This window comes from Ruegeria sp. BF6, from assembly GCF_056538665.1.
In genome coordinates this window covers 56,930-71,089 of the sequence record NZ_JBQFTN010000017.1, presented here as the reverse complement: position 1 = coordinate 71,089, position 14,160 = coordinate 56,930, and the positions used below count along the sequence as shown (strand labels likewise).

The 14,160-nt window shown below is 58.8% G+C and carries 10 protein-coding genes and 3 pseudogenes; 12 read left to right on the top strand and 1 reads right to left on the bottom strand.

Features of this window, described 5'->3' with window-relative positions; genetic code table 11:
• The 4 genes and pseudogenes from ACR0IM_RS21495 to ACR0IM_RS21480 all read left to right on the top strand — a co-directional run.
• Nucleotides 1–104 (top strand): annotated as a pseudogene (locus tag ACR0IM_RS21495) (sulfopyruvate decarboxylase subunit beta); the annotation flags it as partial.
• A complete protein-coding gene (locus ACR0IM_RS21490) occupies nt 104–1,207 on the top strand; it encodes an alpha-hydroxy acid oxidase (RefSeq protein ID WP_480683189.1) in 1,104 nt (367 codons plus the stop codon). The pseudogene ACR0IM_RS21495 and the gene ACR0IM_RS21490, both read left to right, overlap by 1 nt.
• Nucleotides 1,208–1,249: 42 nt before the next feature.
• Nucleotides 1,250–1,792: pseudogene (locus ACR0IM_RS21485) on the top strand (NAD-dependent epimerase/dehydratase family protein); the annotation flags it as partial.
• A gap of 688 nt (nt 1,793–2,480) precedes the next feature.
• On the top strand, nt 2,481–3,938 hold the full coding sequence (locus ACR0IM_RS21480) for a pyridoxal phosphate-dependent decarboxylase family protein (protein ID WP_480683188.1): 1,458 nt from the start codon (nt 2,481–2,483) through the stop codon (nt 3,936–3,938).
• A gap of 436 nt (nt 3,939–4,374) precedes the next feature.
• Here ACR0IM_RS21480 and ACR0IM_RS21475 read toward each other — a convergent pair whose 3' ends face one another.
• A complete protein-coding gene (locus ACR0IM_RS21475) occupies nt 4,375–4,908 on the bottom strand; it encodes a ZrgA family zinc uptake protein (protein ID WP_480683187.1) in 534 nt (177 codons plus the stop codon).
• A 231-nt stretch (nt 4,909–5,139) separates the two neighbouring features.
• Between ACR0IM_RS21475 and ACR0IM_RS21470 the strand changes: the two genes are divergently transcribed.
• The 8 genes and pseudogenes from ACR0IM_RS21470 (at nt 5,140) to ACR0IM_RS21435 (ending at nt 14,090) form a co-directional block, all read left to right on the top strand.
• Entirely contained in the window at nt 5,140–6,411 is a 1,272-nt protein-coding gene (locus ACR0IM_RS21470) for an imelysin family protein (protein WP_480683186.1), read from the top strand.
• Between the two features lie 127 nt (nt 6,412–6,538).
• On the top strand, nt 6,539–6,832 hold the full coding sequence (locus ACR0IM_RS21465) for a (2Fe-2S)-binding protein (protein ID WP_480595299.1): 294 nt from the start codon (nt 6,539–6,541) through the stop codon (nt 6,830–6,832).
• Nucleotides 6,780–7,265 (top strand): annotated as a pseudogene (bfr, locus tag ACR0IM_RS21460) (bacterioferritin). The gene ACR0IM_RS21465 and the pseudogene bfr overlap by 53 nt, the downstream one beginning before the upstream one ends.
• Nucleotides 7,237–8,766, top strand: coding sequence for a di-heme oxidoreductase family protein (locus tag ACR0IM_RS21455; protein ID WP_480683185.1), 1,530 nt, complete (start codon nt 7,237–7,239; stop codon nt 8,764–8,766). The pseudogene bfr and the gene ACR0IM_RS21455 overlap by 29 nt, the downstream one beginning before the upstream one ends.
• Nucleotides 8,767–8,769: 3 nt before the next feature.
• Complete coding sequence (locus ACR0IM_RS21450) at nt 8,770–9,780, top strand: imelysin family protein (protein ID WP_480683184.1); 1,011 nt, start codon at nt 8,770–8,772, stop codon at nt 9,778–9,780.
• Nucleotides 9,781–9,783: 3 nt separating this feature from the next.
• Entirely contained in the window at nt 9,784–10,866 is a 1,083-nt protein-coding gene (locus tag ACR0IM_RS21445; protein WP_480683183.1) for a DUF1513 domain-containing protein, read from the top strand.
• A 100-nt stretch (nt 10,867–10,966) separates the two neighbouring features.
• The gene (gene speA, locus ACR0IM_RS21440) at nt 10,967–12,856 is read left to right on the top strand and encodes a biosynthetic arginine decarboxylase (RefSeq protein WP_480595303.1); all 1,890 of its coding nucleotides are present in this window, start codon (nt 10,967–10,969) and stop codon (nt 12,854–12,856) included.
• A gap of 22 nt (nt 12,857–12,878) precedes the next feature.
• Nucleotides 12,879–14,090, top strand: coding sequence for a saccharopine dehydrogenase family protein (locus ACR0IM_RS21435; RefSeq protein WP_480683182.1), 1,212 nt, complete (start codon nt 12,879–12,881; stop codon nt 14,088–14,090).
• Nucleotides 14,091–14,160 lie beyond the last annotated feature (70 nt).

Genomic DNA, 14,160 nt, shown 5'->3' with positions numbered 1-14,160 from the left:
CCATCATCGTCAGCAAGTGCGAAAGCGGCAACGCCAAGATGCCGGTGATCACCATGGATCCGGTCGTGATCCGCGACCGGTTCATGAAGGCCGTGGCCGGCTGATGGGCACAGGCGCAATCCATTCGGCTGAGGATGCTCGCCGCCTTGCCCAGCGGCGGCTCCCTTGGATGGTGTTTGATTATATCGATGGCGCCGCCGGGCAGGAGGCCGGAGCGGCTCGCAACCGTGCGGCGCTGGATGCCATCACCCTACGGCCCCGCATCCTGCGCGACGTCAGCCGACGGTCCCTGGCGGCACAGGTTTTCGGTGCCGACGCCGACCGCCCCTTTGGCATCGCACCCATGGGTATGTGCAATCTGGCCGCTCCAGGTGCCGACCTGATGCTGGCGCGGCTGGCGGCGCGCTACCGTGTACCTCATGGCGTCTCAACCGTTGCCTCCACCCCGCTTGAAACCATCCTGGAGGCGGCACAAGGATATGCTTGGTTCCAGCTTTACTTCAGCGGCGACGGCAGCGGCACTTTCAAGCTGGCCAAACGCGCCAAGGCTGCCGGATACCAAACCCTTGTGCTGACAGTCGATGTTCCCGAAGTCGGCCGTCGGCCGCGTGAGCTGCGCCACGGGTTCACAATGCCCTTCCGTATCGGCCCCAGGCAGTTTTTCGACTTCGCCATGCATCCCGGCTGGTCGCTTAAGACGCTTTTTGCAGGCAGGCCGGAAATGGCGAATTTCAAGATGGAGGGTTATGACTTCGACCGCACCGAGAGCCGAGCCCGAGCCACATGGGACACACTGGCCCGGCTGCGGGATCTCTGGCCTGGAAAACTGGTGGTGAAAGGGGTGCTGGACAGCGAGGACGCCCGCGCGTTGATGTCTGCAGGCGTTGATGCCATTCAAGTTTCAAGCCACGGTGCGCGGCAGCTGGAAGCAGCCCCCGCGCCGATAGAAGTGCTCTCAAGTATTCGCTCAGACCTGGGGTCGGGTTTTCCCCTCTTCTACGACAGCGGGATACGGTCAGGAGAAGACGTTCTTAAGGCCCTATCACTTGGGGCCAACTTTGTCTTTGTTGGAAGGATACTGAAGTTTGCTATCGCAGCTGCCGGAGAGGCAGGTTTGGAGCAAATGTGGGATGTTCTTAGCCAAGAGTTGAGTATTGCCATGGCCCAAACCGGACAGATTATGCCGAATTGTGACAATTCTCTTTAGTAACGCAAGCGCGACTTTGTGGGGCATTGAACCCAAACGCTCTACCACCATGCAGTCGCGATGGGCGTCAAACGTGTGGTTCTTGCCAGTTCGAACTGGGTCCACGGGGACAAGCGTTTCACCATGGATGAGTTAAACAGCGACACGCCTCTGGGGCCGGTGAACGCCTACGGCATGTCAAAGTTGTTTTGCGAACGGACCGGCACTTACTTCGCGCAGCATCATAGGCTTTCGGTTATCTGCCTGCGCATCGGCTGGACCCAATGGACCCATGACAACAAGCCTGGACCTCATATGGCGATGGGTCGTTGGGGGCAGGAGATGTGGCTGAGCGATCGGGATTTTCTAAACGGCATGCGTGCAGCGATAGACACCAAAGACGTCGCGTTTGCGGCCTTACATCTTATGTCAGACAACCCCGGCATGTGTTGGGATAACACCGAAACAAAAAGAAAAATCGGATACGATCCGCAAGACGGAAGCCCTGCAAAAATGACACCCACCATCGCAGCTAGAACCTCAGTCAAAAGGCTTTTCTCATTTCGCATCGTTAAGTATCTTGAGAGACGCTTTCCGCATTGGTGATGGTCGCGACTTGCAATACTCGATGCGCCCTGACGTTCGAGGCAGCTCAAGAGCTATTGTAGCCCTCAAAACAGAGAGATTTGTAGTTCATAGACTTCCTGCAACTTGAACAGTCCGGCCAAAAACCGGTGGATCGCCACGAGTAATAACCACGTCGTCGTCTCGAGGGCCGAGGAACCTTTGTTTTACAGAGTGTTATCGTGTGGAATTTGTGTGCTAAACGGACCTCAGCCACCAAATACGTCTTGCAGCATTGATTTGATTGAGGGATTCTCCAAATCCACCTCGCCCTACCATCATAATACCTACACCTCGTTCTAATTTGAGCGTCGGAGCAGTCGCCACTCAGTCAATTGCCTTTTCTTCATCCAAAGCTGCCCACCTTCAACGAATGCCCCCATCTTTTCGAGTTCGTTGCCCCGAATACGCTTCTCATCAATTGCCGCAAAACTGATCTCAAGTACTTTCTGCAGATCGTACAGCGATTGATCAGGGTCTCCTTTTAGGTTGTAAGTTACACAACGGTCGCGACTGCTTAGAATTGCCATCCGACCAACTAGCACTCAGGCTTTTCCGACACTGTTGCATCGGGCCAGAGCCGTCCGAGCGGAACACCTGGGCCAAGAAGAGATTGCTCTGAAGGCAAATCTCCCGCACTCTCCAATTGACGAGAGGGGGGGCGCGGCAAATGGGCAATATCAAAGAGGAAACGCTCGATCCTGACGATTGGGAGGCAGCCCGCGCGCTCGCGCATATCGCGGTGGATGAGGCCATCGATCATTTGGAGCAGGTGCGCGAGCGTCCCGTTTGGCGCCCAATGCCCGACGACGTTCGCTCTCGTCTCAAGGCTGGCTTGCCAGACGCCCCCTGCCCTTTGGAACAGGTCTATAGCGACTATCTTGCGCTCGTGCGTGCCTATCCTATGGGAAATATCCATCCCCGTTTCTGGGGGTGGTACATGGGAGCCAGCAACTTCACAGGAGCATTGGGTGATTTCCTTGCCGCTGTGGAGGGAAGCAATCTCGGGGGTGGTAACACCGGTGCGGCGCAGGTCGAGCAGCAGGTTGTCGATTGGTTGAAGGAAATCGCTGGCTTTCCTGAAAATGCCAGTGGAACCCTGACCAGCGGCGGGTCCATGGCGAACCTCGTTGCGCATACGGTCATCCGGAACCTCGCTGCCGGCTATGATGTGCGCGCGGAAGGCATCGCCGCCATGGAAAAGCCGCTGCGATTTTATGCTTCTGATCAGGTTCATAGCTGTCATCAAAAGGCCTTCGAAACCCTTGGCCTTGGCGCAAAAGCACTTGTGGAGGTCCCGAGCGATGGCCACCAGCGGATCAGACTCGATGCGTTGGAGGCAGCAATTTCCGAAGACCGCGCGCAGGGATTGCAGCCAGCCTGCGTCATCGGGACGGCGGGCACCACAAACACCGGCGCAATTGATGACCTGACCGCACTTGCCGATCTTTGTGAACGAGAGCGGCTTTGGTTCCATGTGGATGGGTGTATTGGCGGTGTTCTGCGTCTTGCCCCGGACCACGCGCATCTTGTGTCCGGCATGGAGAGGGCCGGCTCTGTCGCAATCGATCCACATAAATGGCTACACGCACCTTTTGAGGCTGGAGCCGTTCTGATCAAGGATCCCGAGGCGCATTTCGCAACCTTCGAAATGCATGGTGACTATCTTCAAATCCAGGAACGTGGGATGCTCGCAGGTAAGTTCCTTGCCGACTATGGCCTGGAACTCAGTCGTGGTTTCCGAGCGTTGAAAATCTGGATGGCTTTCAAGGAACAGGGTGCCGCCAAGTTCGGACGCCTTATTTCTCAGGACATTGCTTTCGCGCGGTACATGGCGCGTCAGATCGAAGCGCATCCGATGCTGGAACTGGTTGCTCCGGTAGACCTTAACATCGTTTGCTTCCGCTATACGGCGGCGGATGAGGATACGGCCAAGAACCTCAACACCGAGATCATGTTGCGGCTTCAGGAACGCGGCCTTGCTGTCCCATCAGATACGACTGTGCAGGGCAAGCATGGCCTCCGTTGCGCCTTTAACAACCACCGCACAAGGCACGAGGACATTGACGGCTTCTTGCGCGACGTGGTGCGCATCGGCGAAGAGATCGTTGCCGAGAAAGTCCACTAGAGGTCTCTGCAGGCCGAGTAAGGGTTGCAAGGTCAGCGATCGCATCGGACTCTTCGTTGACGTTGGGGACGATCCAGCCAAAGCCGACTGGCCAGTTTCGCTCCCCAATCCACGGCTTGAGCCCCAGGCGCCGTTCAGATCGCTGCCACCACCACGATAGCGCCCCTCGTAGACTGCCCTTGGTACGCAAACTTCGCCCACCCTGAAACTCCCGAGAACGCCCGCACCGTTCCAGCGCCCATTCGTCAGCCCGCCGCTGACAGTGCTTGGGACATGGAAAAGCAAAGAGTTTTCTCAATGAATGCAACGGTGACAGCGTTGCTGATCGGAAACTCTGCGATCTGATCGTTATTCCGGGATCTCCAGATGAGTGAGTTCAATCTGACCTAAATAACGATGGATACCTTGCCCGCCACTTCCAAGCTGCATCGTTTGCCTACAGGGACAGGTTCGACATGGATCGCGTAACCTCGTGCACCTGGATTTCGCCGGACCGATCAATCTCGACAATCAGTTTCAGGGCGTTCGGAAACCGCTCGAAATACGAGAAGCTGATAGCATCGATCAGATCGATCGCCTGGCATTGTATCCGGTAGTCGGCCTGAAATTCGGTGTGCTGTTCCTGATCTGCTGCCGCGGCGACGTCGGCCTCGGGACCAAGCCCTTCTGCCAGCAGTGTGACATTGGCCGTTGCCGTGAAACAGGCCGCGCCTTCCGGCAGGACAAACAGTTCCAACGGTTTGGACAGATCGGAAATCGCACCGGCGACCATGGCCCGATCCTCGTCGGTTTGCGCCGGGCGCTCAAAGCCGATGATATCCGTAGCAGGCACCGCAAGCGACAAGGATAACTCAGCCTCTGAGACCGCGATATCCAGATGCCCCGTGCCATGTTCGTGCTCAATCCCGGCTTGCGTCTGCGACAGAACGACCGCAGGAACCAAAGTCAGGGCGAGAGCTGCGCATCTCATAAACAGGCACCACCTACCAGGGAATCACAGGTTTTATCTTAGTATTTTTCAAAAGCGGCGCAATCTAGGCTCGGGGCCAGCGGCCCCGCCAAATATGGGGAGGGCAAAGATCAGCTAATCTGAGTATAAAACTCAGGTTGACATAACTGACTAAATAACTCAGCTTTTGCGCCATATGCGTCGCACAGGCGGCGTCTGTGAAATTGTACCAGACAGGAAAGTGTCACCCCCATGACCCGATTTTTTGCTGCCACCAGCGCCCTGACCCTTAGCATCGCGTCCGCAGCCGGTGCAGCCGACGCACCGTCGAAAGCTGATGTTCTGACCACCTACGCGAACATTGCCGAAGCCAAATATGATGACAGCCTGATCGCGGCCAAAGCCCTGCACGAGGCCGTGAACGCCCTGATCGCCGAACCGTCCGATGCTACCCTGAACGCGGCACGGGCCGCTTGGGTTGCCGCGCGCGTACCCTATCAGCAGACCGAGGTTTACCGTTTTGGCAACGCCATCGTTGACGACTGGGAGGGTAAGGTGAACGCATGGCCGCTGGATGAAGGCCTGATTGACTATGTCGACGCCAATTACGGCGGCCCGACCGATGAAAACGAGTTCGCCGCGTTGAACGTGATCGCCAACGCCAGCTTTGAGCTGTCAGGCACGACCATCGACGCCAGCGAAATCACCCCCGAGCTCCTGGCCGAAACCCTGCACGAAGCCGACGGGATCGAGCCAAACGTTGCCACCGGCTACCATGCCATCGAATTCCTGCTTTGGGGGCAGGACATGAACGGCCACGGTGCCGGTGCGGGCAACCGCCCCTATACCGATTACGCCCAGGGGGACGACTGCACCGGCGGCAATTGCGACCGTCGTGCTCAATACCTGAGCGCCGCGACAGAGTTGCTGATCAGCGATCTGGAATGGATGGCAGACCAGTGGAAAGAAGGCGGCGAAGCACGCGCTGCCCTTTCTGCAGATGAAACCGCAGGCGTGAGTGCCATCCTGACCGGAATGGGCTCGCTCTCTTATGGTGAGCAGGCAGGTGAGAGGATGCGTCTGGGCCTGATGCTGAACGATCCCGAGGAAGAGCATGATTGCTTCTCGGACAACACCCATAACAGCCACTACTATGATGGGCTGGGCATTCAGAACGTCTATCTGGGCAGTTACACCCGCATCGACGGCACCCCGGTTTCCGGCGCATCGCTGTCGGAACTGGTGATCGCCTCCGATCCGTCGCTGGACGCTGAGATGAAGGTCAAGCTGGCCAACACCATGCAGGCGCTGGGTCGTCTGAAATCGACCGCCGAAGCCGGTTTCGCCTACGATCAGATGCTGGAACGCGGCAATGAAGGCGGTGAGCTGCTGATCATGGGCGGCGTTGAAGGTCTGGTCGATCAGACCAAGACCATCGAGCGCATCGTGAATGTGTTGGAACTGGATCAAATCGATTTTGAAGGTTCGGAAAGCCTGGATAACCCGGACGCGGTTTTCCATTGAACTTATCCCTGGCAGGAAGCATGGGCGAATTCATGCTTCCGGTTACTCTGATCACGCAAGTTTGTGTCTGGACGTGAAGAATATAACTTACTAAAACAGTAAGAAACCTATCGAGCTTTGAATCGCCATGATCGTTTGCCACTGCACCAACATCACTGACCACGAAATCCGCGCAGCGATTGACTGGATGCGGGCGTCAGACGCTCAGGCAATTATTACCCCCGGAAAGGTGTATCACGCCCTCGGTAAATCCGCGGATTGTGGCGGCTGCATGCCGCTTTTTCTAGACACCATGCGATCGAACGATAATTTGGAAGTACCCATGCAACTCCGCGCGTTACGCACCGGGGCCAAACCGAAGGATCCAGATGAAGGGCAACGCCAACGTCATAGAATACTTAAACAAATCTCTGCGGCATGAGTCGTCGACCGTCAGCCAGGAATGGCTGCACAACCGCCTGTAAGAGGATTGGGGCCTGGGTCATGTGGCTAAGAAGTGCCGCGAAGAGTCCATTGAGGAAATGGAGTACGCGGACAAGCTGATCGAACGGATCATTTTTCTGGAAGGCCACCCCAACCTGCAGAAACTTGACCCGCTGAGAATCGGTGGGACCCCCAGGGAGACACTGGATTGCGACGTCGCCGCGGAACTAGACGTTCGTGCCCTATATGCCGAGGCACGCGAGTTCTGCCGCGAGGTGTGCGACTACGTCTCTATGTCGCTGTTCGAGGGATTGCTCAAGGAAGAAGAAGGACATATCGACTTCCTCGAAACACAGTTCGACCTGTACGAAAGGATTGGCAAAGCCAATTATGCGCAACTTAATGCATCGAAAATGGACGATAGCGAATAGCTTCGCCGTCCTGTCGGTAGCCGCGCTTGCGGCCACCCAGCCCCGCGCAGCCGAACTGCAGGATCTTCACCTCAATTTCGAACCCAGAACCGAGGATGAGCGCACTCGGATCGCCAATGTCATCGTGGCACCCACTGATTTCAGCGCGCCTCAACGGTTCGAGGACCTGCCCGCCGGGGCCGCCACCGTCCGCGCGCGCACCGGTGCGGATGCGTTCTCGCAACCTTCCGGCAACCTGAGCTTTGAGCAGGAGCTGGACTTCAAGGTCGGCAACGGGTTGTTCAAGAAAATCTGGGTATCTTCGCCCGCGTCGACCCTGGCGTCGGACGGGTTGGGGCCGCTGTACAACGCGCGCTCATGCCAGCGCTGCCACATCAAGGACGGGCGCGGCCACACGCCCGCCGGGCCTGGCGACAATGCGACCTCCATGTTCCTGCGCGTCTCGATCCCGGGCGGCGATGGCTACGAAGAGATTGAGGACTTTATCGCCACGCAGCCCGACCCTAACTATGGTGGTCAGATGCAGGACCTGGCCTTGCCCGGCCACGCGGCGGAGTACCGACTGGACATTACCTATGATGAGGTCCCCGTAAACCTTTCCGATGGTGAAACCGTCACCCTGCGCAAGCCGATCTATCAGGCGGTGGATTTGGGATACGGTCCACTGCACCCCGAGGCCATGATCAGCCCGCGCGTGGCACCACAGATGATCGGTCTGGGTCTGCTCGAAGCGATCCCGGTCGAGGACTTGCTGGCCAACGCCGATCCCGATGACGCCGACGGGGACGGCATCTCCGGACGCCCGAACATCGTCTGGTCGAAGGAATTTGATGTGCCGATGCTGGGCCGGTTCGGACTCAAAGCGGGGATGCCGACGATTATGGAGCAGTCGGCAGCGGCCTTTTCCGGCGATATCGGTATATCTAGTCCGCTCTACCCTGCGGGTCATGGCGATTGCACCGATGCCCAGGTGCATTGCGTGAGCGCCCCGCATGGCGATGGGGACACCCGCGTATTTGAAGTCGATCAAATCGGCATGGATTTGGTGGCCTTCTACAGCCGCAATCTTGGCGTCCCGGAACGGCGAAATGTGGATGATCCGAAGGTGTTGCGCGGAAAAGAAGTGTTTTACGGCACCGGTTGCACGTCCTGCCACACACCTGCCTTTGTCACCCATCGCATGGAAGACCGGCCCGAACACAGTTTTCAGCTGATCTGGCCCTATTCCGACCTGCTGTTGCATGACATGGGCGAAGGGCTGGCCGATGACCGCCCCGAGGCCCGCGCCACCGGGCGCGAGTGGCGCACACCGCCGTTGTGGGGGATTGGGTTGACCAGAACGGTTTCCGGCCACACTCAGTTCCTGCACGACGGACGCGCGCAAACATTGCTCGAGGCCATCCTGTGGCACGGAGGCGAAGCTCAGGCCGCCCGCGATACGGTTGTGGCAATGCCCAAGCCCGACCGTGATGCTCTGATCCGTTTCCTCGAAAGCCTCTGACTAGTGCGGTTCCTAGCTTTTGCCCTTGCCTTGACGCTGCCCTTACCTGCGCTGGCACAAGATCGCGGTCCGATCCTGAACGCTACGGTCGAAGAACATATTCTGCCCGGCTTCGCAGCGCTTTCCGGCGCAACCGGAGCTCTGGCGCAAGTGGCGCAGGCCAATTGCACCGCAACGTCGCCCGAATTGCGCGCGGCCTATCACACCGCCTTTGACGACTGGATTTCGGTCAGCCACATGCGATTTGGCCCCTCGGAAACCGATGACCGGGCCTTTGCGCTGGCCTTCTGGCCTGACACCAAAGGCTTCACGCCCAAGGCCCTGTCCGGTCTGATCGCCATCGAAGACGACGCCGTCAAAACCCCCGCGACCTTTGCGGAAACCTCGATCGCCGGACGGGGGTTCTTTGCGTTGGAACAGATGCTTTTCGATCCCCGCTTTTCAGATCAGGGCAGCGACGCTTATCGCTGCGCGCTGATTCAGGCCATAGCCACCGATATCGACCTGAACGCCCGCGCAATGGATGAAGGTTGGGCAAACTTCGCAAACGCTCTGACGCAACCGGGCGAAAACAGCCCCTACCGATCCGGCGATGAAGCGATGCAAGAGCTCTACAAGGCGCTGGTCACCGGTCTGGAATTCACCGGCGACACCCGGCTTGGCCGCCCGATGGGCACATTCGACCGCCCCCGCCCCAACCGGGCCGAGGCGCGTCGCTCCGAACGATCCCTGCGCCATGTGGAACTGTCCCTGATTGCGCTGCGTGACTTGGCCGCACACCTGTCGGCCGATCACCCCGATATCACGTCTGATCTCGATAGCGCATTCGACAAAGCCATCACCCGCGCGCAGTCGCTGGATGATCCGACCCTTGCACGCGTGGCCGATCCGCAGGGCCGGTTCCGGGTCGAGGCGCTGCGGCAGTCGATCAACGACATCCGCGAGATCGCCTCGTCCGATCTTGGTCCGACGCTGGGCATCAGCGCCGGATTCAATTCGCTGGACGGGGACTGACCCATGCCAAGCCGCCGACATTTTCTGGCCGGACTGGCCGCAAGCAGCCTGGCCCCTCTGCGCGGCTGGGCTTCGGTCGGAGCACCGGATTATCTGGCCGCTGCATTGTCTCCGGATGGCAGCTACCGTCTGGCCGGGTTGACTACGGGCGGAGATGTCCTGTTCTCTCTTCCCCTGCCCGCGCGCGGCCATGCGGCTGCGGCCCATCCTTACCGCGCGCAAGCAGTGGCCTTTGCGCGTCGCCCCGGCACCTTCGCGCTGGTCATTGATTGCGCCACAGGCACCGAACTCACACGGCTAACCGCCGCAGAAGGCCGCCATTTCTTTGGTCACGGCGTTTTCTCACCCGATGGTACGCAGCTTTTCACAACCGAGAACAACTACGAGGCCGGAGAGGGCGTGATCGGCATTTGGGACACCTCCGATTATAGACGTCTGGGTGAGTTCCCCTCGGGCGGCGTTGGCCCGCATGACATGCGGCTGATGCCCGACGGGGAGACCTTGGTCATCGCCAATGGCGGCATCGAAACCCACCCCGAAACCGGCCGCACCAAACTGAACCTGCCGACCATGCAACCGCGCCTGTCTTATCTGGACCTGAACGGTACGGTTCTGGAACAGGTGGAACTGTCGCAGAACCTGCACAAGAATTCGATCCGGCATCTGGCCGTGCGCCAAGACGGGCTGGTGGCGTTCGCGATGCAATGGCAGGGGGACAAGGCACAACATCCGCCGTTACTGGGCCTGCACCGTCGCGGCCAAGCACCGCGCCTGTTGTCGGCCCCTGACGCCAAGCAAAGCACATTGCAAGGCTATGCCGGCAGCATCGCCTTTTCCGGTGACGGAGAGGCCGTTGCCATCACCTGTCCCCGTGGCAGCGCCCTACACCGATTCAACGTGGCAAGCGGCCAGCTAACCGGCGCCTTCCCGCTGGAGGACGTCTGCGGCTTGGGCCCCGGACCCAAAGGTTTTGTCTTCACCACCGGCACCGGAATCGTCGGCGAGCTGACCTCTGGGGTCCAAATCTCCGCCCGCCCGGACTGCCAATGGGACAATCATCTGATACCAATTCGCCCGACCGCCTAAATTCGGCAAAACCCGTCACATAGATTACACTTGGACGAATCGAACTGCTGCCGTATTGGCGGGCGCAAAACTGGCACTCCTACGTTAAGGACCGACTTGATTGAAACAGACGCCCGACGCACCGCATTCCATCTACGGGGTTGAAAAATGGGGCAAGGGCCTCATCGAGGTGACGGAGGATGGCGAGATCGGTCTGCGCAATCCAATGGCACCTGAAGCGGCGGCGATCAGCCTGCCCGGTATCCTGCACGACCTGAACGAACGTGGCATCAAGGCGCCGATGCTTTTGCGCATCAGCTCGTATCTGGAAAACGAGATCGCCCATATCAACGAAAGCTTTCGTGATGCCATCGCCCGAACCGGGTACAAGGGCACCTATCGCGGTGTGTTTCCGATCAAGGTGAACCAACAGGCGCAGGTGGTCGACAGGATCGTCGAGTTTGGCAAGAAATACCAATACGGGCTGGAGGCCGGATCCAAACCAGAACTGGTGATCGCCCTCGCCCATCGCCTGTCGCGCGAGGCCCTGATCGTCTGCAACGGCGTCAAGGATGCCGAGTTCATCCAGTTGGCGATCCTCAGCCGCAAGATCGGCTTCAACACGGTCATCGTGCTGGAAAGCCCGAAAGAGGCCGACACGGTGATCGGGGTCTATAACGAGCTGGGCATCGAACCTTTGCTAGGCGTGCGGGTCAAGCTGACCAACCAGATCAGCGGCAAGTGGGAGGAAAGCTCGGGCGACCGCTCGGCCTTTGGCATGAATACCGACCAACTGGTCGCAACCGTGGACAAGCTGAAAGACGCTGGCCTGCTGCATTGCCTGAAGCTGCAGCACTCACATCTTGGATCGCAGGTGCAGGACGTTAATGACGTACGCCGCGCGGTAGGCGAGGCATGCCGGTATTACACCGAACTGACCCGTGAGGGCGTGCCGCTGACCCATCTGGATCTCGGCGGCGGTATGGGCGTCGACTATACGGGCGAGAAAAAGGCAGCCGAAAACTCGATCAACTACACGGTCGAGGAATATTGCGCCAACGTGGTAGAAACCGTCGCGTACGCGATGGACGAGGCGGACGTTGGGCACCCAACGCTTGTTACCGAAAGCGGACGCGCGGTGGTGGCCACATCCTCGATGCTGGTTTTCAACGTGCTGGAAAGCACGCTCTATGACGCGGCAACCGCCCCGGATGTCGAGACCGACGATCACCATATCCTTTCGGACCTGGCGGCAGTGCAGGGTTACCTGTCCTGCGACCGGCTTCAGGAATGCTGGAACGACGCCAATTTCTATCGCAACGAACTGCGCGCCCTGTTCCGCCGCGGCTATGTCGACCTGCGCCAGATGGCTCGGGGCGAGCGCATCTATCTGTCCCTGATGGCCCGGATCAAGGCTTTGGCGGCCAGCGACGAGATGGAAACCGATGTGGACGACCAGCTTGAGAAGGTCGCCGATATCTATCACTGCAACTTTTCGCTGTTCCAATCCCTGCCCGATGTCTGGGCAATCGACCAGCTTCACCCGATCGTGCCGCTGCAAAACCTGAACCAGACGCCGGACCGCCGCGCGGTGCTGTCCGACATCACCTGCGACAGCGACGGCAAGATCGACCGGTTCATCCTGGCAGATGGCGTTTCACCCAGCTTGCCGGTGCACTCCCTGCCCGAGGAAGGCGAGTATTTCATGGGTGTCTTCTTCGTCGGCGCTTATCAGGAGACATTGGGCGATCTGCACAACCTGTTCGGGGATACCAACGTCGTCACCATCGACCTGCGTGCCGATGGCGGTTTCGACCTGCTGCACGAACAGGAAGGCGACACGATTTCCGAGGTCTTGTCGTATGTCGAGTTTGACCCGCAAGATTGCGTCGCCGCCTTCCGCAAAATGGTGGACGAGGCGATCTCGACGGATACTCTGAAAGCCAAGGACCGCAAAACCCTGATGAGCGCTTATCGCGACTCGATCAACGGCTACACCTATTACGAATAACCCCTTGAGAGGAGATTACCCCATGGGAAAAACACTGGTTGTCGGCGCGGGCGGCGTATCCCACGCCGCTGTGCACAAGATGGCGATGAATTCGGACATCTTCACCGAGATCACTCTGGCCAGCCGAACCAAGTCGAAATGCGACGCTATCGCTAAAGCAGTGAAAGAGCGTGTGGGCGTCGATATCGCAACCGCCGAACTGGACGCCTACAAGGTCGAGGATACGGTCAAGCTGATCAAAGAGACCGGTGCGGAGATCCTCGTGAACCTCGCCCTGCCCTATCAGGATCTGGTGCTTATGGATGCGTGCCTTGAGGCCGGCATTCACTACCTCGACACCGCGAATTATGAGCCCGAGGACGAGGCCAAGTTCGAATACCACTGGCAATGGGCCTATCAGGAACGGTTCAAAGAGGCTGGTCTGACCGCCATCCTCGGCTCGGGCTTTGATCCGGGTGTGACCAGCGTGTTTGCGAAATGGCTGAAGAAACACAAGCTGGAAACGATCCGCCAGATTGACGTGCTGGACGCAAATGGCGGCTCGAACGATCAGGAGTTTGCGACCAACTTCAACCCGGAGATCAATCTGCGCGAAGTGCTGGCCGAAGTGCGCCACTGGGAAGGTGGCGAATGGAAACACTCCCCCGCCATGACCCATAAGGTCGAGTTCGACTTCCCCGCCATCGGCCCCAAGAACATGTACCTGATGTATCACGAGGAACTGGAGAGCCTCAGCACCCACTTCCCCGAGATCGAACGCGCCCGTTTCTGGATGACCTTCGGCGACGCCTATATCACCCACGCCAAGGTTCTGGAAAATGTCGGCATGACCCGCATCGACCCGGTGATGCATGACGGCAAGGAAATCATCCCGATCCAGTTCCTGAAAACCCTGCTGCCCGACCCCGGCGATCTGGGCGCGGAAACCAAGGGCAAAGCCTGCATCGGTGACATTGCCACGGGTCAGGCCAAGGACGGCTCGGGCGAGAAGACCTATTACATCTACAACATCTGCGACCACGAAGAGTGCTATCGTGAAGTCGGCTCACAGGCCGTCAGTTACACCACCGGCGTCCCCGCCATGATCGGTGCAGCCCAAGTCCTGAAGGGCAACTGGACCGAGTCTGGCGTTTGGAACATGGAACAGCTCGACCCCGATGACTTCATGGACATGCTGAATACCCATGGGCTCCCATGGCAGGTCCACGAACTCGACGGCCCGGTCGATTTCTGATCCGCCCAGCTTCATCTGGCCCCAAATACCTCGGGGGTCCGGGGGCAAAGCCCCCGGCCTCTCCACTCGA